The 23,545-nt window shown below is 58.8% G+C and carries 19 protein-coding genes and 2 riboswitches; of the genes, 12 read left to right on the forward strand and 7 right to left on the reverse strand.

The window, feature by feature from the left end:
• Positions 1-30: 30 nt before the first annotated feature.
• Both ACGHP1_RS10210 and ACGHP1_RS10215 read right to left on the reverse strand, forming a co-directional pair.
• A complete protein-coding gene (locus ACGHP1_RS10210) occupies positions 31-1,362 on the reverse strand; it encodes a glucose-6-phosphate isomerase (RefSeq protein ID WP_005944264.1) in 1,332 nt (443 codons plus the stop codon).
• 213 nt (positions 1,363-1,575) lie between these two features.
• On the reverse strand, positions 1,576-2,814 hold the full coding sequence (locus ACGHP1_RS10215; protein ID WP_120080056.1) for a D-alanyl-D-alanine carboxypeptidase family protein: 1,239 nt from the start codon (positions 2,812-2,814) through the stop codon (positions 1,576-1,578).
• Between the two features lie 214 nt (positions 2,815-3,028).
• Here ACGHP1_RS10215 and ACGHP1_RS10220 point away from each other — a divergent pair, with 214 nt between their 5' ends.
• From ACGHP1_RS10220 to ACGHP1_RS10235, 4 genes are all read left to right on the forward strand, one after another.
• The gene (locus ACGHP1_RS10220; RefSeq protein WP_390509306.1) at positions 3,029-3,388 is read left to right on the forward strand and encodes a twin-arginine translocation signal domain-containing protein; all 360 of its coding nucleotides are present in this window, start codon (positions 3,029-3,031) and stop codon (positions 3,386-3,388) included.
• A gap of 177 nt (positions 3,389-3,565) precedes the next feature.
• Positions 3,566-4,861, forward strand: coding sequence for a tRNA (N(6)-L-threonylcarbamoyladenosine(37)-C(2))-methylthiotransferase MtaB (gene mtaB / locus ACGHP1_RS10225; RefSeq protein ID WP_390509308.1), 1,296 nt, complete (start codon positions 3,566-3,568; stop codon positions 4,859-4,861).
• Positions 4,862-5,111: 250 nt separating this feature from the next.
• Positions 5,112-6,662 carry a 4Fe-4S dicluster domain-containing protein gene (locus ACGHP1_RS10230; protein WP_223389356.1) on the forward strand — a complete coding sequence of 517 codons (1,551 nt, stop codon included), beginning with the start codon at positions 5,112-5,114 and terminating at the stop codon, positions 6,660-6,662.
• A 208-nt stretch (positions 6,663-6,870) separates the two neighbouring features.
• Positions 6,871-7,344: a pilin gene (locus ACGHP1_RS10235; protein WP_097775281.1), complete on the forward strand. Its 474-nt coding sequence runs from the start codon at positions 6,871-6,873 to the stop codon at positions 7,342-7,344.
• Between the two features lie 54 nt (positions 7,345-7,398).
• On the opposite strand, the gene ACGHP1_RS10240 is transcribed toward ACGHP1_RS10235, so the two are convergent.
• The gene (locus ACGHP1_RS10240; protein WP_044954007.1) at positions 7,399-7,602 is read right to left on the reverse strand and encodes a hypothetical protein; all 204 of its coding nucleotides are present in this window, start codon (positions 7,600-7,602) and stop codon (positions 7,399-7,401) included.
• A gap of 183 nt (positions 7,603-7,785) precedes the next feature.
• Between ACGHP1_RS10240 and ACGHP1_RS10245 the strand changes: the two genes are divergently transcribed.
• From ACGHP1_RS10245 to ACGHP1_RS10275, 7 genes are all read left to right on the forward strand, one after another.
• Complete coding sequence (locus ACGHP1_RS10245; RefSeq protein ID WP_223389347.1) at positions 7,786-8,622, forward strand: bifunctional hydroxymethylpyrimidine kinase/phosphomethylpyrimidine kinase; 837 nt, start codon at positions 7,786-7,788, stop codon at positions 8,620-8,622.
• Positions 8,623-8,636: 14 nt separating this feature from the next.
• Positions 8,637-9,143, forward strand: coding sequence for a tRNA (cytidine(34)-2'-O)-methyltransferase (locus tag ACGHP1_RS10250; protein ID WP_223389345.1), 507 nt, complete (start codon positions 8,637-8,639; stop codon positions 9,141-9,143).
• Positions 9,134-10,024 carry a DegV family protein gene (locus ACGHP1_RS10255; protein ID WP_097781639.1) on the forward strand — a complete coding sequence of 297 codons (891 nt, stop codon included), beginning with the start codon at positions 9,134-9,136 and terminating at the stop codon, positions 10,022-10,024. Before ACGHP1_RS10250 ends, ACGHP1_RS10255 begins: the two co-directional genes overlap by 10 nt.
• 224 nt (positions 10,025-10,248) lie before the next feature.
• Positions 10,249-10,349, forward strand: a riboswitch (PreQ1-III riboswitch).
• Between the two features lie 7 nt (positions 10,350-10,356).
• Positions 10,357-10,881 (forward strand): QueT transporter family protein, encoded by a 525-nt coding sequence (locus tag ACGHP1_RS10260; protein ID WP_005944292.1) that lies wholly within the window; start codon positions 10,357-10,359, stop codon positions 10,879-10,881.
• A 19-nt stretch (positions 10,882-10,900) separates the two neighbouring features.
• Positions 10,901-11,551 (forward strand): HAD family hydrolase, encoded by a 651-nt coding sequence (locus tag ACGHP1_RS10265; protein ID WP_298638801.1) that lies wholly within the window; start codon positions 10,901-10,903, stop codon positions 11,549-11,551.
• 370 nt (positions 11,552-11,921) lie between these two features.
• A complete protein-coding gene (secA, locus tag ACGHP1_RS10270) occupies positions 11,922-14,762 on the forward strand; it encodes a preprotein translocase subunit SecA (protein ID WP_390509312.1) in 2,841 nt (946 codons plus the stop codon).
• A gap of 76 nt (positions 14,763-14,838) precedes the next feature.
• The gene (locus ACGHP1_RS10275; protein WP_390509315.1) at positions 14,839-16,059 is read left to right on the forward strand and encodes a M20 family metallopeptidase; all 1,221 of its coding nucleotides are present in this window, start codon (positions 14,839-14,841) and stop codon (positions 16,057-16,059) included.
• A gap of 160 nt (positions 16,060-16,219) precedes the next feature.
• On the opposite strand, the gene ACGHP1_RS10280 is transcribed toward ACGHP1_RS10275, so the two are convergent.
• From ACGHP1_RS10280 to ACGHP1_RS10295, 4 genes are all read right to left on the reverse strand, one after another.
• Positions 16,220-17,134, reverse strand: coding sequence for a hypothetical protein (locus tag ACGHP1_RS10280; RefSeq protein WP_390509318.1), 915 nt, complete (start codon positions 17,132-17,134; stop codon positions 16,220-16,222).
• Positions 17,135-17,167: 33 nt separating this feature from the next.
• Positions 17,168-18,487 carry a competence/damage-inducible protein A gene (locus ACGHP1_RS10285; RefSeq protein WP_390509320.1) on the reverse strand — a complete coding sequence of 440 codons (1,320 nt, stop codon included), beginning with the start codon at positions 18,485-18,487 and terminating at the stop codon, positions 17,168-17,170.
• A gap of 5 nt (positions 18,488-18,492) precedes the next feature.
• Positions 18,493-19,692 (reverse strand): tRNA uracil 4-sulfurtransferase ThiI, encoded by a 1,200-nt coding sequence (gene thiI, locus ACGHP1_RS10290; protein WP_005944312.1) that lies wholly within the window; start codon positions 19,690-19,692, stop codon positions 18,493-18,495.
• Positions 19,693-20,162: 470 nt separating this feature from the next.
• A complete protein-coding gene (locus tag ACGHP1_RS10295; protein WP_390509322.1) occupies positions 20,163-21,314 on the reverse strand; it encodes a cysteine desulfurase family protein in 1,152 nt (383 codons plus the stop codon).
• 233 nt (positions 21,315-21,547) lie between these two features.
• Positions 21,548-21,634: riboswitch (ZMP/ZTP riboswitch) on the forward strand.
• A gap of 212 nt (positions 21,635-21,846) precedes the next feature.
• On the opposite strand from ACGHP1_RS10295, the gene ACGHP1_RS10300 reads away from it, so the two are divergent.
• Positions 21,847-23,508, forward strand: coding sequence for a formate--tetrahydrofolate ligase (locus tag ACGHP1_RS10300; RefSeq protein WP_390509324.1), 1,662 nt, complete (start codon positions 21,847-21,849; stop codon positions 23,506-23,508).
• The last annotated feature ends 37 nt before the right edge of the window (positions 23,509-23,545 follow it).

The raw sequence follows: 23,545 nt of genomic DNA on the forward strand, positions 1-23,545 counted from the left end.
CCACGCCTTGCGGCGGGAGATCATTTTTATTTACTTCAGCTTTGCTTCCAGCTCGGCGGTCAGGCCTTCGTAGCCCGGCTTGCCCAGCAAAGCAAACATATTCTTTTTATAGCTCTCAACGCCCGGCTGGTTGAAGGGATTAACACTGAGCAGATAACCGCTGCAGGCACATGCACGCCAGAAGAAGTAGATCAGGTAGCCCACATTGTAAGCAGTCAGGTCGTCCACCTCGATCAGCACTTCGGGCACGCCGCCGTCGGTGTGGGCGAGGATGGTACCCTCCATGGCCTTGCGGTTGACAATGCTCATGTTCTGGTTTGCCAGGAAGTTCAGGCCGTCAAAGTTGCCTTCCAGCGGGTCGATGAACAGATCCTGTGCAGGCTTCTTCACGTCCACGATGGTCTCGAACATGGTGCGGGAGCCTTCCTGAATGAACTGACCCATGGAGTGCAGATCGGTGGAGAAGATGCAGCTTGCGGGGAACAGGCCCTTGTTGTCCTTGCCCTCGCTCTCGCCGAACAGCTGCTTGTACCACTCGTTCATCAGGGCGAAGTCCGGCTCGTAGCACTCCAGAATTTCAACGCTCTTGCCCTTGCGGTACAGGATGTTGCGGATGGCAGCATACTTGTAAGCGTCGTTGTCCTTGCTCAGAACGGAGAAGCGCTCCATGGAATCGGCAGCGCCCTTCATCAGGTCGTCGATGCTGATACCGGCAGCAGCAATGGGCAGCAGGCCCACAGCGCTCAGCACGGAGTAGCGGCCGCCCACGTCGTCGGGGACCACGAAGGTGGGCCAGCCCTGTGCGTCGGCCAGCTGCTTCAGGGTGCCCTTGGCACGGTCGGTGGTGGCGTAGATGCGCTTGTTGGCTTCTTCCACGCCCATCTCCTTTTCCAGCAGCTCACGCAGCACGCGGAATGCCAGAGAAGTCTCGGTGGTAGTGCCGGACTTGGAAATGACGTTGATGGAGAAGCGCTTGCCCTTGCACAGGCTGATGATGTTGTTCAGGTAGGTGGGGCTGATGCTGTTGCCGCAGAAGTAGATCTTGGGGCCATTTTCCAGCTCGTTGTGGAACTGGCCCTTGACGGCCTCGATGACAGCGCGTGCGCCCAGATAGCTGCCGCCGATGCCGGCCACCACCAGCACATCAGAATCCTCGCGGATCTTTGCGGCGGCTTCCTTGATGCGGGCGAACTCTTCCTTATCATAATCACGGGGCAGATACATCCAGCCGAGGAAATCATTGCCCGGGCCGGACTTTGCTTCCAGCTGGTTATGGGCAGCTTCCACCTGCGGATAGATGGCTGCATATTCCTCTTCGCTGATAAAGCTGGAGAGGTGTTTGGTGTTCAGTGCGACACTCATTTTATTATAACCTCCAAACGATTTGCCGGGCCTTTGCCCTGCGAGGAAATATCTTGGTATAAGTGTACCGTTCCCTCCGGGCAAAGTCAAGGTCAAAATCCTTGGATTTCATACAATTTTAATAGTGTTTTTTTGTTTCTTCATCCAGAATTGTTCACACAGACAGTTCCACGCAGCTTACTGCAGCGCGCTTTTGTACGCTGAAGCGTGCATTCAGCTTTCGCAGCCGGTCAAAGCGTCCCACAACAGGCCGAATGCGGTGCCAAAGTCCATTTTTTCAGCATCGGCAGCGGCGCGCACCTCGTACTCGCCCAGTTGGGTCTCCCCGCTCAGGATGCGCACCGTGCCAACGGTCTGGCCCAGCTGCACCGGTGCTTCCAGCTCCTGCGGCAGATCCAGCTGCGCGGTGAGGGCGGCGGCGTTTTCCTTGGGCATCAGCAGCGTTTCGGGCAGAGCGGTGTAGTCCAGCGGTACGCTTTCCTCTGCACTGCCCTTTACTTTTATAAGAAGAGGCCGATCCTCCATGGCGGGCAGCGGCACGGCGGCGTAGGCCGCAAAGCCGTAATCCAGCAGGGTGGTGGCCGCTGTGAACCGCTCCGAGCTGGAGAGTGACCCCAGCACCACGGCGATGAGGTCCAGCCCGTCGCGGGTGGCGCTGGCGCTGATGCACACGCCCGCGCCGCTGGTGGTGCCGGTTTTCAGGCCGGTGATGCCGTTGTAGCGCTTGAGCAGCTTGTTGGTGTTCACCAGCTGGGTGGCACCTCCGCGCAGAGTGTCCGTCCAGATGCCGGTATAGTGCAGAACCTCCGGGCAGGTGTTCAAAATCTCGCGGCTCATGATGGCAACATCGTGGGCGGTGGAAAGATGCCCTTCGGTGTCCAGCCCGCAGGCATTGTGGAAGGTGGTGTTCACCATGCCCAGTTCTGCTGCGCGGGCGTTCATCATCTGCACAAAGCCCGGCTCGCTGCCGCCCACCAGCTCTGCCACAGCCACAGCGGCATCGTTGGCAGAGGACACACAAATGGCTTTGATCATCTCGTCCAGTGTGAACTGCTCCCCCGGCTCCAGCCAGATCTGACTGCCGCCCATGTGGTAGGCGTGTTCACTTACCGGCACCAGCGTGTCCATGGCAATGCGGCCGTCGTGCACGGCTTCAAAGGTGAGCAGCAGGGTCATTACCTTGGTAATGGATGCAATGGGCATCTGCTGGTCGGCGTTCTTTTCATATAATATAGTGCCCGTCTGCTGGTCGATCAGGCAGGCGGCGCGGCAGGGCAGCTCCAAGGCAGGCTGTGCCGCCGCGGGCTGCACCGGCTGGGTCTGGTCTGCAGCCGCCTGCACCGCCGGGTTTTGCTGCCGCAGCCCATTGCCCTGCGCCGTGCCAAAGGCCAGCGCAAACAGCCAGAAGCACACCACCCCTGCACACAAAAGCGCCAAGTTTTTCCGCTCCATTTCGGTCCCTCCCTGCGCAATGTCTCTTGCTGAGAGAGTATGCAGGGGCCTTTTTGTTTAGAATATCCTGCGCCCGCACCGCAGCCTGCATTTTTTATTTTGTCTTTTTCTACAAAAGGGCTTGACTTTTGCCCACCTTATAGTGTAAATTGGAGATGGCCCAAAAAGGCTGTATTGCTTCATTTGTGGAATTATTTTTTAGGAGGATACTATTATGATTCTGTCTCGTCGTTCTTTCCTGAAGATGGCTGGTCTGACCGTTGTTGCTGCTGCAGGTGCTTCCATGTTCACCGGCTGTGGTGCTTTCTCCACCACTCCTATCAAGGTAGTCGCCGCTAAGGATTCTACCAAGGAGTTCCAGGCTGCTGTTGCAGAGCTGAACAAAAAGAAGCTGGTCGTATGGCCTGCTGATGCAAACGGCGCTTATCTGAACAGCTTCCTGATGATCAATCTGGCCGCTAATGGTCTCTCCGGCTTCGCTGTGGAAAAGGCCGAGTATAAGACCGCTACGGACGCAGAGACTGGTAAAGAGTACAAGTATCTGGAAGTCACCGTCAAGTCCACTGCTAAATAATTTTTCTAAAGTTCTCTTTGAGAGACGGGCGTTTGCCCGTCTCTTTTTGTTTTGCCCGCTTTCCAGCAAAAAAGTGCCTGCTGCTGTGCATCCGGTCTTGCGCCGCACCGCCGCTGTGATATATAATAAAGAGCAATGCAAACACCACCCCGTTTTTTGTCGAAAGGATACCCCCTCATGCGAGTTTGTTTTTATACCCTTGGCTGCAAGGTCAACCTGAATGAGACCGGCGCGCTGGAACAGATGTTCCGCGCCAACGGCTTTACCATTGCGCAGGAGAACGAGCCTGCGGATGTTTTTGTGGTGAACAGCTGCACCGTGACCAACTTTGGCGACCAGAAAAGCCGCAAGTGGCTGCGCCGCAAAAAGCGCGAGAACCCCGGCGCGGTCACGGTGCTTACCGGCTGCTACCCGCAGGCTTTCCCGGAGGAAGCCGCCCAGTTCACCGAGGCCGACCTTGTGTGCGGCAACGGCGACCGCAAGGCCATTTTAGATAACGTTCTCAAGCTGCTGGACGGCCATGAGCGCATTGTGGCCATCACGCCCCACCAGCGCGGCGAAAAATTTGAAGAGCTGCCCGTGGAGCGGTTCGAGACCCACACCCGTGCCTTTATCAAGGTAGAGGACGGCTGCAACCGTCAGTGCGCCTACTGTGTCATCCCCCGGGCCCGCGGCCCGGTGCGCAGCCGCGACGAAGCCAGCATCCTTGCCGAGCTGCGCCAGCTGGCGGCTTCCGGCTACCGCGAGGTGGTGCTCAGTGCCATCTCCCTGCCCAGCTATGGTCTGGATACCGGCACCAACCTTGTGGAGCTGGTGGAGCACTGCGCTCAAGTGGAAGGCATCCAGCGCATCCGTCTGGGCAGTCTGGACCCGGATATGCTCACGCCGGAGTTCATCACCCGCCTTGCCGCCGTGAAAAAGCTCTGCCCGCAGTTCCACCTGAGCCTGCAGAGCGGCTGCACTGCCACCCTGCGCCGGATGCGCCGCGTTTACACTGCCGAGCAGTATGCACAGGTGGTGGACCAGCTGCGCGCCGCCTACGGTGCGCGCCCGGTCAGCTTTACCACCGACTGCATCTGCGGCTTTCCCGGCGAGACGCAGGCCGATTTTGAAGAGAGCTGCGAATTTTTGAAAAAGATCGGCTTTCTCAAGGTACATGTGTTCCCCTACTCCCGCCGCAGCGGCACCCCGGCCTACGATTTTCCGGAGCAGGTGCACGAGCGGGAAAAGCAGGAGCGCAGCCGCGTGATGAACGGCATTGCCGAGGAGGTACGCCGCGAAGTGCTGACCGCCTATGTGGGCACCGAGGACGATGTGCTGCTGGAGACCCCGCTTTCCGGCACGCTGTTCACCGGCTACACCCGGCTGTACATTCCGGTGGTGGTGTCCGCCCCCGGCCACGAAAGCGGTCAGATCGTGCACGTAACGCTTGGCGAGTACGACGGCGAGCGTGTGCGTGCAGCACTTTGCTGAGTTTACGCGCTTAAAACTGTTGATTCTGTACACGAGGACGAATACAACAAATTTTTAACAAATTTTGCGTTTTATCCCTTTTCATCCGGCACGCTTTATGCTAAAATGAAAGTGGATCATCCCGGGCACAGCGCTGTTTGCAGCAGTGCGTTACCAATGTGCCCTGTAACGCGCCCGCCCTGCGCGGCAGAACGCTGTCGGCAGCCGGGTGCAGCCCGTTTGTTTTTAGCAAAGCAAGGAGAGAATTGGAATGAGTTTCAGAGGAATCAATACCACGGTCATCCAGATCCGCCGTCAGGTGTTCACCGAGGTGGCACGCATGGCTTACGCCAACGTCAAGGGCGAGCAGGCCAACCACCTGATGCGCAAGATCCCCTACACCATCATCCCCGGCGAGGAAGGCAAGCTGCGCAAGGACATCTTCCTGGAGCGCGCCATCGTTGAGGAGCGCGTGCGTCTGGCCATGGGCCTGCCCACCCGCCGCATGGACGAGCACAACAGCGTCGTCTCCGGTCTGGAGGATGCTTCCATCGCCGATAAGTATTATGATCCCCCGCTGGTGAACGTGATCAAGTTTGCCTGCAACCGCTGCCCGGAAAAGCTGGTCAAGGTCTCCGACCTGTGTCAGGGCTGCCTTGCCCACCCCTGTATGGAAGTGTGCCCCAAGAAGGCCATCACATGGGAGAGCGGCCGTTCCATCATCGATCAGGACAAGTGCATCAAGTGCGGCCGCTGCGTCGGCGTGTGCCCCTACAACGCCATCGTCAAGACCGAGCGTCCCTGCGCTGCAGCCTGCGGCATGGGTGCCATCCACTCCGATGAGCTGGGCCGTGCCGAGATCGATTACAGCAAGTGCGTTTCCTGCGGCCAGTGTCTGGTCAACTGCCCCTTCGGTGCCATTGCCGACAAGGGCCAGATCTATCAGCTGATCCAGGGCTTCAACCGCGGCGACCGCATCTACGCGCTGGTGGCTCCCGCCTTCATCAACCAGTTCCCGGGTCTGGCTTCCACCGGCAAGCTCAAGGCCGCCCTGAAGGCCGTCGGCTTCTACGATGTGGTGGAGGTTGCCATTGGTGCCGACCTGTGCACCGTGGACGAAGCACACGACTTCCTGGAGGAAGTGCCCGAGAAGCTCAACTTCATGGCAACTTCCTGCTGCCCGGCATGGAGCATGATGGCAAAGACCGCTTTCCCGGATCTTGCCAAGAATATCTCCATGACCATGACCCCCATGGTGTTCACCGCCCGCATGATGAAGCAGAAGGACCCCGAGGCCCGTATGTGCTTCATTGGACCCTGCGCCGCAAAGAAGCTGGAAGCTTCCCGCCGCACCGTCCGCTCCGATGTGGACTTCGTGCTCACCTTTGAAGAGCTGGCCGGTATCATCGAGGCCAAGGATGTGGACACCAGCCTGCTGGAAGTGGACGAGGCCGAAGCTCTGCACGCTGCATCCGCAGCAGGCCGCGGCTTTGCACAGTCCGGCGGCGTTGCCAAGGCTGTTGCCGATAAGATCAAGGAATGGCACCCGGATATGGATGTCAAGATCGCATCCGCACAGGGCCTTGCCGAATGCAAGAAGCTGCTCATGCTGGCCAAGGCCGGCAAGTACAACGGCTACCTGCTGGAAGGCATGGGCTGCCCGGGCGGCTGCATCGGCGGCGCAGGCACCATTGCCGACCCCGCACGCACGGCCATCCAGCTGAACAAGTACGTCAAGGAAGCTCCCTTCGCCGACCCGGAGCAGAGCCCCTTTATGAGCGAGATCCATGTGCTGAAGGACGACCCCGACTTTGAACTTTAAGCGCTGATTTTTCAAGAACCGCTTCTCCTGCCGGAGGGGCGGTTCTTCGTCATCTTTGCCCACCATATTTTATCAATGTGCAACATTTCTGTGAAAGCTTCACGAAGCGGATTGACAATTTTGCACAGCCATGCTATTTTAGCATTGACAAACCGGTATTACCGCAATTGTTCAACGCCGCCTCTGTGGCAGGAAAGGCAGATCATTCATGACGAACACTTATAAGCGCGTAAGCGCCGCCCTGCTCTCAGTGCTGCTGCTGTGCATGTTCACCTTTGGTGCAAGCGCTGCTTCCAGCCTGAACGTAGGCATTAAATTCTGGAAAGAAAGATCCGATAAGGAATCCATGGCCAACACCGGCATCGATGCCAGCCGTGATGTCACCCTCACCCGCCAGTCCAACGGCACCTACACGCTCACCCTGCCCATCCAGCAGGTAAGCAAGATGGGTGTCACCGGCTATCTGTCCGGCCTGACCATTGGTGATGTGACCTATACCGGCACCGTCTCCGGCGATGTTGCCAAGGGCACCGGCGTGCTCACCATCAAGAACATGCCCGCCTCGGTGCTGACCGGCAGCGATGTGAACAAGGCACTCACCGTTACCTGCAACATTCAGATGGATCTGAGCGTGCTTGGCGAGATCAACACCGCGGCCCGCATGTGCATCTGGAACAAGTAAGCTTTTTCAAGCAAAGAACGGCGTTCCCCACCGGAACGCCGTTCTTTGCTTTTATCACTCCATGTGCTTTTCCACAAAGTCGCCAACCATTTTGTCCAGCTGCAGCACAGCGTTCTCGGCACCCTTCATCACCTTGCGGGTGGTGCGGCGCAGCTGGCGCTGGTTCTGGGTGGCGGCCATCACGCCCACGGCACCCAGTGCCGCCCCCGCGGCCATGCCAAGCAGCATCCCGGAAGAACTGGTGGATTCATGTTTCATAGTAAAACTCCTTTCGGTGAAAAAGATCCGGTCTCCGGCGTTATTATTTCCTGTAAACTATCTGGTATCCGCTTTTTTTATGCAGAAATTTGTGGTATACTGTTCTACGATGTTTTAATGGGCGGGTGTGCCCGGCTAAAAAGTGCACTGCTCATTCCGCATACTGGTAAGGAGGTTCCTTATTTGATACACCCTGTTGAACCCAAAAAAGTCCTTTGCATCCACGATCTTTCCGGCATGGGCCGCTGCAGCCTTGCAGTGATCCTGCCGGTGCTGTCGGTCATGGGCGTGCAGCCGGTAGCCCTGCCCACGGTGGTGCTTTCCACCCACACAGGCGGGCTTGGCACACCTGCACGGCTGGACGGCTGCGCCTACGGCGAACAGGCGCTGGAGCATTACCATGCGCTTGGCGTGGAGTTTGACTGCATCTATACCGGCTATCTGGGCGGTGAGGATCAGGTAGCACTAGCCGAAAAAGCCTTTACCCTCTGGCCCGCAGCCAAAAAGATCGTTGACCCGGTCATGGGCGACAACGGCAAGGCTTACTCCACCGTAACGCCTGCTTTGATCGACCGCATCCGTGCACTGTGCGGTGCTGCCGATCTGATCCTGCCCAACTACACCGAGGCACAGATCCTGCTGCAGCGCCAGCCGCAGACCGAGCTGCTCACCGATGAAGCCGCACAGGCTCTGGCTGACGAGCTGACCGCTCTGGCCCCCGGGGCTGTCGTCACCGGCCTGCCGCTGGGCAAATACATCGGCTGTGCAGGCAGCGGAAAAGACCGCTTCCTCATCAAAAAGCTGCACATCAGCCGCAGCTTTCCCGGCACCGGCGACCTGTACGGTGCGGTGCTCATCGGCTCGCTGCTGCAGGGCAACGCCCTGAGTGCCGCCGCCGACAACGCTGCCGAGTTCGTGGCGCTTTCCATCCAGAGCACGCCCGCCGCGCAGGATACCCGCTACGGGGTCTGGTTCGAGCCGCTTCTGCCGCGCCTGTGCCCGGCAAGCTCGGCAGAATAAGGGGAGGTACACCGATGAACGAAAAGCCAACCTTGAACATCGTTCTGGTGGAACCGCGCATCCCGCAGAACACCGGCAATGTGGCCCGTACCTGTGCCTGCACTGCCTGTCGGCTGCATCTGGTAGGCCCCATGGGCTTTGCCATCGATGATAAAAAGCTCAAGCATGCGGGTCTGGATTACTGGCACTACCTCGACATCAGCTATTACGACAGTCTGGACGAGTTCTTTGCCAAAAACAGCGGCCCCTATTACTATTTTACCACCAAGGCACCGCAGCGCTACACCGATGTGAGCTACCCGGACGGTGCATACCTCGTGTTCGGACGCGAGGATGCCGGCCTGCCCGAAGCCTTGCTTGCCGCCAATCAGGAGCACTGCATCCGAATGCCCATGCGCGACACCTGCCGCAGCCTGAACCTTTCCAACAGCGTGGCCGTGGGCGTGTATGAAGTGCTGCGCCAGTGGGCCTTTCCGGAGCTTTTGGACCACGGACACTTACGAGACTACGAATGGAAATGAGGGACATTATGAGCAAGATTGCGATCCTGACCGATTCCTCCTGCGATATCCCGCAGGAGATGGCCGAAAAATACGGCATCGACATCATGAGCTTCCACATCCTGCTGGACAATGTGGACTACGTGGAGCGTGAAAGCTGCACCAACACCGAATTTTACGATAAGATGCGTGCCGCTAAGGGCGTGCCCTCCACTGCCGCCATCACCCCCATCCAGTTCTGCGAAAAATACTGCCAGTACGTGGACGAGGGCTATACGGATGTCATTCATGTACCCATCAACAAATCCGGCTCTTCCACCTACAATAACGCCCTCATGGCACAGGGGATGCTGCGGGAAGAGCGCCCGGAGCACCACTTGAAGATCCATCTGCTGGACCCCCACACCTATTCCATGGTGTTCGGCTGGTATCTGTGCGAAATGGCCCGCAAGCTGAAGAACGGTGCAGAGATCAGCCATGTGATCCGGGAGTTTGAAAAGCAGATGGACTGCATGGAGATCGTTCTGGGCCCCTACAGCCTGAAGCAGATGAAAAAGAGCGGACGCATCTCTGCCGCTGCTGCTGTTATGGGCGAGCTGATGGGCATTCGTCCCATCATCACCCTGATCGACGGCAAGACCAAGGTGGAAGCCAAGGTACGCGGCGATGACAAGGTGGTGCCCGCCATGGTGGAGCTGTGCAAACAGCGCAGCGAAGGCGTGGAGAACTTTGATTATATGATTGGCCACACCAACATCCCGCAGACCGCCGATCTGGAAAAGGCCTGCCGCAAGGCCTTTGGCAAGCCGCCGCTGCTGGTGTTTGAGCTGGGCGGCGTCGTTTCCGCCAACACCGGCCCCGACACAGTGGCTCTGGTATACACCGGACACCCCAGAGGGTAACACACGATTTTAATAGCCTCCGCTTTCGCTCTGGCTATTTCAGCGGTAATTTTATTTTTATTTTGAGGTTCCGAAAAGCCTGCGGGCTTTTCGGAACCTCTTTTTCACCGGAAGGGTCCAAACCAAAAACTGCATCTGTACCTGATTCTGCGAAAATTCGTTGCAATCTGCCAAAAATTATGCTATACTGCCTTTTGCTGTGCTTTTTGTGCGGCATCCTTTCAGAGCAACTTAGGATTTTAGGCTCCCCGGCGTGTCTCGAACCATGCCGGGCCAAACCCACAGGGGCTGGCGGCCCTGTGCGGTCAAAATCATCCCGCTGGAGTATTATCATGAATCAGAATCCTTCCGTCCGTAAACTGGTGCGCTGCGGCGTGGTCGCAGCCATTTATGTTGTTCTCTGCATGGCTCTGCAGCCGCTCTCCTATGGTGCGGTACAGGTGCGTGTGGCTGAGGCGCTCTGCCTGCTGCCGGTGTTCGGTGCCGAGTACATTGCCGGTGTGGTACTGGGCTGCTTTTTGGCAAACCTGCTGGGCTCCACCATCGTGGATGTCATCTTTGGCACCCTTGCCACCCTGCTGGCCTGCCTTGTCACCTACAAGCTGCGGAACATCCGCATCAAGGGTCTGGCTGTGGCGGCTTCCCTGCCGCCGGTGCTGTTCAATGCCGTGATCATCGGCATTGAGATCGCCGTCATGTTCCCGGACCCCACCTCCAGCGCTCCCATCTGGCTGGCCTGCATCACCAACGGCATCTCCGTAGGTATCGGCGAGCTCATCAGCTGCACCGTTCTGGGTGTGCTGCTGGTGAAGATCATCGAGAGCAGCAAGGCCCTGCGCAAAATTTTTGCAGCTTAATGACCGCAAGGAGGTTTCCATGCAGGCAAACGGAATGATCTTCTGGGACTGGAACGGCACTTTGATGGATGATGTTGATTTCACCCACAGCTGTCTCAACTGGATGCTGGAGACCCACGGTTATCCGCAGCGGTACGATCTTGCCGCTTACCGGGAAATTTTCGGTTTTCCCATTGAGGAATACTACATCCGCGCCGGCTTCGACTTTGCCAGACATCCCTATCCGGAGCTGGCCGAGTGCTTTATGGAACATTATAACGCAGGTGTGGATGCCTGTCCCCCCTCTGCACACGCTGCCGAAACGCTGGCCGAGCTTTCGCGCCGGGGCTGGCGGCAGAGCGTGCTTTCCGCCTCCCGCCGGGACTACCTGATCGAGCAGGTAGCCGCACGGGGCCTGCAGGGCTATTTTACTGAGTTGCTCGGCCTTGCAGACATCTATGGCGTAAGCAAAGTGCAGGTGGGCAAACAGTGGCTTGCACAAAGCGGCATCGCCCCTGCTGCCTGCGTGATGGTGGGCGACACCCAGCACGATGCCGAAGTTGCAAAGGCCCTTGGCACAAAATGCGTGCTCTACACCGGCGGCCACCAGTCCCGCGCGCGGCTCGAGGCTGTGTGCCCGAATGTCATCGACGATCTGGCACAGCTGCCGCAGCTGCTGGAAACCTTATAATGTACACCTGACCACTTCTGATTTGCAAAAATCAGAGGTGGTTTTTGTTTTAGCTGGCTCACCAGCTCCCCCAAAGGGGGAGCCTCTGGCGAAACCGGAAACTTTGCGTGGATTGCCAAGGCCTCCCACTTTGGGGGAGGTGGATGCGACCAGCGGGAGCAGACGGAGAGGGCGAGGCTGTTCGCCTCCACCACATATCTTTTCCTTTTATGCCCCCCGCCAGCGCAAATTTACAGAAAATTCATTCAAAAACCGGCTAAAATAACCTTGCAGGTTTGACGCGTCTGCCGCTTTGGTGTATCATATATGTGTGTATTTATGTCTATCTCCGGGAAGCATTTTCCCGAATTTGATCTATGAGGTGTTACCAATGTCCCTTGTTGAAAAACTCTTTGGCAGCTTCTCGGACCGGGAGCTGAAAAAGATCAACCCCATTGCCAAGCAGGTGCTGGCTCTGGAAGAAAAATATGCCGCCATGCCGGATGCCGACCTGCAGGCACAGACCGCTGTGTTCAAGCAGCAGCTGGCCGACGGCAAGACCACCGATGATATCCTGCCCGATGCCTTTGCCGTCTGCCGCGAGGCCGCATGGCGCGTGCTGGGCATGAAGCACTTCCCTGTGCAGGTCATCGGTGGCATTGCCCTGCACCGCGGTGATATTTCCGAGATGCAGACCGGTGAAGGCAAGACTCTTGTGGCTACCCTGCCCGCCTACCTGAATGCCCTCACCGGTGAGGGCGTGCATGTTGTCACCGTCAACGATTACCTTGCCAAGCGCGACAGCGAGTGGATGGGCAAGCTCTACCGCTGGCTGGGCCTTTCTGTCGGCCTGATCGCACAGGGCATGGACGGCGATGCACGCCGCGCCGCCTATGCTGCCGACATCACCTACGGTACCAACAACGAGTTCGGCTTCGACTACCTGCGCGACAACATGGTGACCTATAAGGCCAACATGGTGCAGCGCGGCCACGCCTATGCCATCGTCGATGAAGTGGACTCCATCCTGATCGATGAAGCCCGCACGCCCCTGATCATTTCCGGCCGCGGCGAGGATTCTTCCAGCCTGTACACACAGGTGGACCGCTTTGTGCGCACCCTGCGCAAGAGCGTGGTGGTAGAGCTGGAGGATAAAGTCTCTACCGACGAGCAGACCGACGGTGATTACGTCGTGGACGAAAAGCACAAGACCTGTACCCTGACTGCCAGCGGCATCAAGAAAGCGGAAGCCTACTTCAAGGTCGAAAACCTTGCCGCCGCCGAGAACATGACCCTTGCCCATCACATCGATCAGGCCATCAAGGCTTACGGCGTGATGCAGCGGGACATCGATTACGTGGTCAAGGATGGTCAGGTCATCATCGTGGACGAGTTCACCGGCCGTCTGATGATCGGCCGCCGCTACAACGAAGGCCTGCATCAGGCCATCGAAGCCAAGGAGGGCGTGAAGATTGCCGCCGAGAGCAAAACGCTGGCTACCATCACCTTCCAGAACTACTTCCGCATGTACAAAAAGCTGTCCGGTATGACCGGTACCGCCAAGACAGAAGCCACCGAGTTCACCGAGATCTACGGCCTGAACATCGTTACGGTGCCCACCAACCGCCCCCGTCAGCGCATCGATTATCCAGATGCCATCTACAAGACGGTCAACGGCAAATACAATGCCGTTATCCAGCAGGTGCTGGAATGCCACCAGAAGGGCCAGCCCGTGCTGGTGGGTACGGTCAGCGTGGAAAAGAGTGAGACCCTTGCCAAGATGCTGCAGAAATACACCCGCGACTTCAACGTGCTGAACGCAAAGAACCACGAGCGTGAAGCCGAGATCGTGGCGCAGGCCGGCAAAAAGGGTGCCATTACCATTGCCACCAACATGGCAGGCCGTGGTACCGATATCATGCTGGGCGGCAACGCCGAGTTCATGGCCAAGGCCCAGATGCGCAAGGAACACTTCTGCGAAAACCTGCTGAACCCGGAAAAGCCCGAGGATGCCGACCCGGCTGCAGTGGAAATGCTGCTGACCGAAGCCAACGGCCACGGCGATACCGAGGATGCCAACATCCTTGCTGCCCGCAAGCGCTTCGATGATTTGTACGCCCAGTGCAAGCCCCAGATCGATGCCGAAGCTGAGCAGGTGCGCGCTGCAGGCGGCCTGTTCATCATCGGTACCGAACGCCACGAGAGCCGCCGCATCGACAACCAGCTGCGCGGCCGTGCCGGCCGTCAGGGCGACCCGGGTGCTTCCCGCTTCTACCTGAGCCTGGAAGATGACCTGATGCGCCTGTTCGGCGGCGACCGCGTCTCCAGCCTGATGGATACCCTCAAAATCGATGAGGACACTCCCATCGAGAACCGCATGATCACCAACACGCTGGAAAGCGCCCAGAAAAAGCTGGAAGGCCGCAACTTCGAGATCCGCAAGAACGTGCTGAAGTACGACGACGTGATGAACCAGCAGCGCGAGATCATCTATGGTCAGCGCCGAAAGGTGCTGGATGGCGAGGATATCAGCACCGAAATGCACAAGATGCTGCGCGAGAACATCGATTCCAGCTGCGACCAGTTCCTGGCCGGTGATGTGAAGGACGACTGGGACTTTGGTGCCCTGCGCCGCCACTATCTGGGCTGGCTGACCACCGAGGAAGACCTCCACTACACCGTGACCGACTTTGACGATATCTCCCGCAAGGGCATTGCCGACCAGCTCTATGACCGCGGCATGAAGATCCTCGCCGACAAGGAGCAGCGCTACGGTGCTCCCATCATGCGTGAGCTGGAGCGCATCTGCCTGCTCAAGTGCGTGGACCGCATGTGGATGGACCACATCGACAACATGGACCAGCTGCGTCAGGGCATTGCGCTGCGCGGCTACGGCCAGAAGGACCCCGTTGTGGAGTACCGCATCGAGGGCTTTGACATGTTCGACCAGATGGTGGATTCCATCCGTGAGTCCAGTGTGAAGATGCTGCTGACCATCGAGATCCGTCAGGCCGGTGCTGCCCCCAAGCGTGAGCAGGTGGCAAAGCCCACCGGCGAAGGCTTTGTGCCCGGCAACGGTGCACCCGGTGCCAAGGGTGCACCCCACGGCCAGCCTGTGCGTGTCATCAAAATTGGCCGCAACGACCCCTGCCCCTGCGGCAGCGGCCTGAAGTGGAAAAAGTGCACCTGCGCCAAGTACCACCCGGAAGGCACATCGACGAACGAAAACTAAGTAAAAAACCTCTCAGGCTCTGCCATAAGGCAGGGTCTGGGAGGTTTTTGATAAAATAGAGGGAGTTGATTTTGGAATGATCACACCAGAAAAACTGCTCGAATCCGCAAAGGAGCTGGAAACCCAGCTGCGCACATGGCGGCGCACCCTGCACCGCCACCCGGAGGTAGGCTTTGACCTGCCCGAGACAAAAGCACTGGTCAAAAAAGCCCTGACCGAGATGGGCTACACCCCGCAGGACTGCGGCAGGTGCGGCGTACTCGCGCTAGCGGGCGGCAAGCGCCCCGGCAAGACCATCCTGCTGCGCGGTGACATGGACGCCCTGCCCATTCAGGAAGAATCCGGTGAGGAGTTTGCTTCCGAGATCCCGGGCCGGATGCACGGCTGCGGCCACGATATGCACACCGCCATGATGCTGGGTGCGGCAAAGCTGCTCAAAGAACACGAGGACGAGATCGAGGGCACCATCAAGCTGGAATTCCAGCCTGCAGAGGAGATCTTTCAGGGTTCGCTGGACATGCTGAAAAACGGCCTGCTGGAAAACCCGAAGGTGGATGCCGCGGTCATGTTCCATGTTCTGGCCGGGATGCCCCTGCCCGTTGGCACCGTGCTGGTGCCGGGCGGCGGCATCACCATGGCAAGCTGTGAGCAGTACCACATCACCGTACACGGCAAGGGCGGCCATGGCTCCATGCCCAACGCCTGCATCGACCCCATCACCGCAGCGGCCCACATCCACATTGCCCTACAGGAGATCAACAGCCGTGAGCTGGATCCCGCCAAGTTTGGCGTATTCACCACGGGCCGGTTTGAAGCTGGCAAGGCATCCAACGTCATCCCGGATTCTGCCGATATGTGGGGCACTATCCGCACGGTGGACCCCGAAGGTGCCGTGAGCGAGCAGATCCACCAGCGCATGACCGAGATCGCGCAGGGCGTGGCGGCAGCCTATCGCTGCACTGCTGATGTGGAGTTCAGCGACCACTGCCCCTGCATGGTGGTGGATACGCCTCTTGCCAAGAATGCCCTGACCTATATGACCGAACTGCTGGGCCGTGGTGCCATGGATATGACCGTCCTCACCGGCGGCAAGCCCGGCGGCGGCAGCGAGGACTTTGCCTTTGTCAGCCACGAAGTGCCCACCGTAAGCATGTTTCTCTCCGCAGGCAACGCCAAGGAGGGCTATGTTTACGGCCAGCACCACCCCAAGGTACGCTTTAACGACAGCGTGCTGTACGTGGGCTCTGCAGCCTATGTTTATATGGCTCTGCGGTGGCTGAGCGACCACAAGGCATAACCATTCGGAAAATTTATCATTTATTTGAACCTCCGAAAAATCTGCGGATTTTCCGGAGGTTCTTTTTCACGGATGGGTTCGGAGCAGCACACTGCATCTCTTAAAAATCGCCTTTATAAACAAAAAAATCCCGGAAGGTTCACACCCTCCGGGGTCTTTTTTATATCAGCTTTGCCCCCGCATGGGGCAGGCTGTCGGCCCCAAGGCTTTGCAGCTGCTGCGGCAGGGCGGCGAGGTCGCCGCCGGTGTAATACCACGCAGCGGCAAACGCGGCCAGTGCCAGAATCAGCAGAAAAATCAGGGCATTCCGCACCCTGTGCCGTTTGCGCGGCGCTGCTGTCGGTGCATCCGGCTCCGGCTTGTCCGGCAGGCGCTGCGCCGTCAGGGCATCTGTCGGGATGGCCCTGCCGTACTTCTGCCAGATCGTTCCCGCCGCCTGCGGCAGACCGGAAGCCGCCCGGCGGATCATATCCAGCAGCCACAAAGCAGGCGTATCTGCATTGGCCACCGTGCGCACCCAGCAGCCTTTCCGGCTGCCCAGAAACAGCACCGTGTCCTCGGCGCGCTCCAGACACCCGGCTGCAAAGTCTGCACCCACAAGGCGCTGCGCTGCCCGCACACGGGTAAGCTTTGCCGGCACCGGCCCGCCCTTGACCCGGCAGACCTTTGCGCTCAGCTTTTCCCGCACCTTTGCATCGGCATAGCTCATGGCTCCAAAATCAAACACTTTTTCTGCGCCGGCCACCGTTTCCATCCGGGCTTCCAGCAGAGTGCCTGCATCCGCATCACAGCATACCAGCAGCCTGTGGTGCGTTTCCAGCGCCTGCACCGCTGCATGAACAAGGGTCATCTCCCCTTCTCCGTACAGCTCTGCCGCAAAGCGGTCTGCCAGCGCTTTCCGCGCCTTGCTCAATGCCGCGGGCGTTTCTGCCTGCAGCGCAGCCAGTGTTTCTGCACCGCGGCTGCGGCACTGGGCAGCAAGTCCTGTCTGCTGCACTGCCTGTTGTACTGCCCACAGCGGTGCGCCAAACAACCGCAGCACACAGGTGGTCTGCGTTTTTTCTTCGTGTATCAACTGCTTCACCCCCGCGGCCCGGGGCCGCTCGTATTAACCCTTGAGGAAGGTGCTGTCCAGTGCCGTCAGAGCCGCAGTATCATGCCGGGCGCTTTTTGCCAGTGCCTGTGTATCTGCAGGAACTTTGCCCTGAGCCAGACGCAGCGCCAGTTCCAGTGCCGCCTGTGCCGCGCGGGCACGCACCAGCGCACGGTCGGGGCGGGAGACGAAGAGCTTTTTTACATAGACGGTCTCACCGCAGGCCGCACCCAGATACACCGTGCCCACCGGGCGGACGGCATCGCCGCCGTTGGGGCCGGCCAGACCGGTGACGCTGACAGCGATATCGGCCCCGGCAGCTTCGGCTGCGCCCAGTGCCATCTGTGCTGCCACCGGTGCGGACACCACATTGTACTTTGCGATCGCCGCCGGGTCTACGCCGATCATCTTTGCCTTGGCCTGCTCCCAGTAGGTAACAAAGCCGAAGCCGAACACCTCACTTGCACCGGACACATTGGTCAGCCGCTGGGCGATCATGCCGCCTGTGCAGCTTTCTGCCGTGGCAATGGTGAGTCCCTTTTTCTTCAGGGTGTGCACCAGAGTCTCTTCCAGACCGGTCACATCCTCATCATACACCGCATCACCCAGCAGATCATAGAACTTTGTGGCGTATGCGCGGCACATTTTTTCGGCTGAACTGTCGGTTTCTGCCCGGGCAGTAATGCGGATCTCGCACTCGCCGGTCTTGCAGTAGATGGCGGCGGTGGGATTTGCGTTTTCCAGCAGATGCCGCACACGGTATTCGATATCGCTTTCGCCGCCCAGCACCCGCAGCGTGATGGAATGCAGGGTGCAGTTCTGACGGGCCAGCAGCAGCGGGCGCACGCTCTCCTCCCACATGGCCTTCATTTCGTGAGGCACGCCGGGCATGAGCACAGCACAGTGGCCATCCTGTTCAAACCATGCACCGGGGGCAGTGCCGTGGTTATTGATGATCTTGTGGCCGTTCACCGGCACCATGGCCTGCTTGCGGTTGTTTGGGGTCGTCTTGCGCCCGGTACGAGTGAAGAAATCCACGATCTTCTGCCATTCTTCCGGGTCAAAAGCCAGCGTATCACCGTAGCATCCAGCAACCGTCTCCTTGGTCAGGTCGTCCGCCGTGGGGCCAAGGCCGCCGGTGAACACCAGCAGATCGCACCGCTGCTTTGCCTCGTTGACAAAATCTGCCAGACGGTCGTGGTTGTCGCCGATAGTGCTCTCGCGCTGGACCGTAATGCCCAGTGCCGCCAGCTCGCGGCTCAGATACTGGGCGTTGGTGTTCAAAATGTTGCCGAGCAGCAGCTCGGTACCCACACTGATGATCTCTGCTGTCATGGCTTTCACCCCTCAAATTCGACCTGATCGGTGATACGGATGCGGATACGCTCGGCGCTCTCTGCTGCTTCGGCTTCCAGCGCGGCAAGGCCGGGCATGGCGGCTTCGGCTTCCAGAATTTCGGCCAGCTCCGGGCGGATCTTCGGGTGCGGCGGGGTGAAGATGGTGCAGCAGTCCTCGTAGGGCAGGATGCTGGTCTCAAAGGTGTTGATGTGGCGGGCCGTCTCCACGATCTCGGTCTTGTCCATGCCGATGAGCGGGCGCAGGATGGGCAGATCCTGCGCAGCATCGGTGCACTGCAGGGCCTTGACGGTCTGGCTGGCTACCTGAGCCAGACTCTCGCCGGTAACAAGGGCTTCGCAGCCCTGCTTCTTGGCAATAACGTTGGCAATGCGCATCATGCTGCGGCGCATCAGCACCGTGAACAGCACATCCGGAGCATTATCCCGGATGTACTCCTGCGGCTTGGTGTAGGGCACGACGAACAGATTGGAGCTGCCCGTATAGATGCTGGTGAGCTGCGCCAGAGCCTTCACCTTAAGCTTTGCGCGCTCCGAAGTGTACGGCGGAGACGCAAAGTGGATGTGGTCCAGTGCCAGACCGCGCTTTGCCATGCGGTAAGCTGCCACGGGACTGTCGATGCCGCCAGACAGCATGTTCAATGCACGGCCGCTGGTGCCCACGGGCAGACCGCCCTCGCCGGGCACTTTGGGGCCGTGGATATACGCGCCGTAATCACGAATTTCTACGATCACCTTAAAATCCGGGTTATGCACATCCACCTTGAGGTAGTTGTGTTTGCCCAGCAGATAGGCACCCAGCTCCCGCATCAATTCAGGGCTGGTCATGGGGTAGGTCTTGTCGGAGCGGCGGGCTTCCACCTTGAAGGTACGGATGCCGTGCAGGCTGGCACCGAGGTAATCCTCAGCGGTCTGGCAGATGGTGTCAAAGTCCTTGTCGCAGACCACGGCGCGGCTGAGCGCCGCAAGGCCGAACACCTTGCTCACCCGGTCAAAGGCGAGGTCCATATCCACGTCCTCTTCCTCAGGCTCCATGTAAAAAGTGGACTGGGTGCAGTAGACCTTGAACTTGCCCACGGTCTTGAGCCGGTAGCGCAGAATTTTCATCATCGCCGACTCGAACTGGTTGCGGTTGAGGCCTTTCAGGGACATTTCACCCTGATAGCCCATGATAATTTCATGCATAAATGTTGTATCTCCTAGGTTACGATTTAACATGGCCTCCGCTGTACGGGTTGCAGCACCCTGCATCTGCTTCGTGCCTTGGAGCGGCACTCGCATCTTGCAGGCCGCGGCCCCAACAGCTCCTCCCTGTCTCTGCCGCAGGCAGCGGTCGTCGCTGTTGCACTCTGGCCATTCTCAGCGGAAATTTTAATATTTATATTTGTGTTCTGAAAATGACTGCGGTCATTTCCAGAACACTTTTTCACGGGCAGGGTCGTAACGGTCAGCGGCATCCATCCTCCTATTCGCGAAAGTATCCTGACGAAAAATACAGAGAAACAATTTGCTGCATCTGCCGGTCCGGACCCCTTCCGTAAAAATGCGTTTGGAGTGCCCCGCAGGGCACGACAAACGCCCTAATCAGAATGATCCTTCCTCTAAACATGGCCAGAGCAAAGCGGCGGCCATTCCAGATGGTCCTGCCTGCGGAATCACTTCCGGATCTTCTGCAGATGCTTCATTCCGTCCTCAAAGCGGTTGAGGAAAGCATCCACATCCTCCGGGGTGTTGTCGCCGCAGAAGGACACGCGGATGGCCGTGTCGATGGCAAGCGGGTCTTTGCCCATTGCCGCCAGCGTATGGCTGGGCTGGCCCCGGCCGCAGGCGCTGGCCGACGAAACGTAAATTTGTGCTTCGGCCAGCCATGCCAGCATGGTCTCGCTCTTGATGCAGTTCTCGCTGAAGTTCAGCACCTCGGGCACCGCGTTTTCCGGGCTGTTGAGCTCCACCTCCGGGAAAGCTTTCAGGCCGTCCCGCAGACGCTGGTTCAGGGCCTTCATAGCGGTGTCACGGCTCTTCATGGTCTTGGCAAGACGGGTGGCGGCTGCGGCAAGACCCATGGCGTAGGGCAGGTTTTCGGTGCCGGGGCGCAGGCCGCGCTCCTGCTCACCGCCGAGGTACGGCGGCCGGAACGCCTGCACCAGACGGTCAGAAAGGTAGAGCGCACCAATGCCCTTGGGAGCGTGGATCTTGTGGCCGCTCACCGACAGGGTGTCGATGTTCGCCAGCTTGATGGGTACACGCATCCACGCCTGCACTGCGTCCACATGGACAATGGTGCGGCTGTTGCGGCGCTTGACCTCGGCGGCAAGGCGTTCCACATCGTTGCGGGTGCCCACCTCGTTGTTCACCATCATGCAGGCCACGAGGATGGTGTTCTTGTCCACATGCTCCAGCATTTCGTTGATATTCAATGTGCCGTCCGGGCGGGGCTTGACCACCGTGACGTTGTAGCCCTGCTTCGCCAGCTCTTCCAGCGGGCGCTGGACGCTGGGGTGCTCAAAGCCGGACACCACGATGCCCTTGCCGAAAGTGCGGGTGCGCACCGCGCCCAGCAGGGCCAGATTGTTGCTCTCGCTGCCGCAGGAGGTAAAGTACAGCTCCTTTGGCTTGCAGCCCAGTGTACGGGCCACAGCGACACGGGCGGCGTTCAGCGCTTCCTCGCTGCGGGCACCGGGGCCGTACAGGCTGGACGGGTTTGCCCAGTGTTCCCGCATGGCCTTGTCGATGACATCCGCCACCTCGGGAGCCACCATGGTGGTAGCGGCGTTATCCAGATAATGCAATTCAGGGTTTTGCAGCATAAAAGGGATTCCTGCTTTCTGTTTTCATAATAATCCAGTTTAATTATAGCACAGAAAGCTGTAGAACGCAAAATATTCGCGTTTGCGAGCGCAGCGCAGCAATGAAAGCCCCAGTGGGGCTTTTAAGCGACAGAACAGTCTTGCGCAGCAAGATGGAGGGGCCTCGCCCCGACAAGTTCGTATATGTTTTTCCTTGACAAACACCCCGGCATTGTGCTATCTTTACTGCATAGAGACCGTATCTCTGCTGACGGAACCTTGTGGAGCACCACAGTGCAGGGATGGCGGGAGAGTCAATGCCGACCGTCTGGGCAGCCTTGCGCAATTGCTGCGCAAAGCTGCCTTTTTTGTTGTCGGAAGTTGTTTTTATAAGCAGGGTGCGTTGAATGGCGGGATTTTTTGCCCGCAGACAAGGCGATTTTTCGCAGCAATCCTGACGGATTGCAAGAGAAAGCAACGCAGGATGCGAGCAAAAAGGCCGTTCAGGCGGCGTGCAATGCTTGTAAAAACGACTTCCAAAGGAGGATGTCTGATGAAAACCGATATCGAGATCGCACAGGAAGCCAAAATGAGACCCATCACCGAGATCGCCGCCCAGCTGGGCCTTTCCGATGAGCACGTGATTCCCTATGGCCGCTACAAGGCCAAGATCGATCACCGCCTGATCCACGATGCCAAAAAGCAGGGCAAGCTGATTCTTGTCACTGCCATCAGCCCCACCCCGGCGGGCGAGGGCAAGACCACCACCAGCGTGGGTCTGGCCGATGCCATGAACGCTCTGGGCAAAAAGACCATGCTCTGCCTGCGTGAGCCGTCCCTCGGCCCCGTGTTCGGTGTCAAGGGCGGCGCAGCCGGCGGCGGATACGCACAGGTAGTGCCCATGGAGGATATCAACCTGCACTTCACCGGCGACCTGCACGCCATCGGCACGGCCAACAACCTGCTGGCCGCCATGATCGACAACAGCATCCAGCAGGGCAACCCGCTGAACATCGACCCCCGCCGCATCACATGGAAGCGCTGCATGGACATGAACGACCGCCAGCTGCGGTTCATCGTGGACGGTCTGGGCGGCAAGGTGAACGGCACCCCCCGCGAGGACGGCTTTGATATCACCGTTGCCAGCGAGGTGATGGCAATTTTCTGCCTTGCCACCAGCATTTCCGATCTGAAGGAGCGTCTTTCCAAGATCGTATGCGCCTACACCTACGACGGCAAGCCCGTCACTGCCGGTGAGATCGGTGCTGCCGGTGCCATGACCGCCCTGCTGAAGGACGCGCTGGACCCGAACCTTGTACAGACGCTGGAAAACAACCCCGCCATCATCCACGGCGGTCCCTTTGCCAACATCGCCCACGGCTGCAACAGCGTGCTGGCTACCAAGCTGAGCCTTTCTCTGGCCGACTATACCATCACTGAAGCAGGCTTTGGTGCTGATCTGGGCGCAGAGAAGTTTTTGGATATCAAGTGCCGCTACGCCGGTATCGCTCCCTCTGCCTGCGTGCTGGTGGCCACTGTGCGTGCCCTCAAGAGCCACGGTGGCGTGGCAAAGGCCGACCTGAGCCAGCCCAACCTCGAAGCCGTCAAGGCCGGTGCATCCAACCTCATCCGCCACATCGACAACCTGAAAAATGGCTTCGGCCTGCCGGTGGTGGTCGCCATCAATGCCTTCCCCACCGATACCGCCGAAGAGCAGGCCTATGTGGAGCAGATGTGCGCCGAGCAGGGTGTTCCCTGCGTGCTGAGCGAGGTGTTCGCCAAGGGCGGCGAGGGCGGCAAGGCGCTGGCCGAGAAGGTGCTGGAGGTGCTGGAGGATCGTCCCATCCAGTACACCTACCCGCTGGAAATGCCCCTGAAGGACAAGATCAACGCCATCGCCACCAAAATTTACCGGGCCGACGGCGTGAACTACAGCGCCGCCGCCAGCAAGACACTGGCCGAGCTGACTGAGATGGGTTACGGAAACCTGCCCGTGTGCATCGCCAAGACCCAGTACAGCTTCAGCGACAACGCAAAGCTCATCGGTGCCCCCACCGGCTTTACCATGGAGGTGCGCGAGGTGCGCCTTGCTGCCGGTGCAGGCTTTGTGGTGGTCATCTGCGGTAATATCATGACCATGCCGGGCCTGCCCAAGAAGCCCGCCGCTGTGGGCATCGATGTGGATGCCAACGGCAAGATCACCGGCCTGTTCTAAGTTTCAAGTAAAAAATAAGAGGTTCGCTCAGTGAACG

This window comes from Faecalibacterium sp. i21-0019-B1 (genome assembly GCF_042852915.1).
In the GTDB taxonomy this organism is placed as follows: Bacteria; Bacillota; Clostridia; order Oscillospirales; family Ruminococcaceae; genus Faecalibacterium; species Faecalibacterium taiwanense.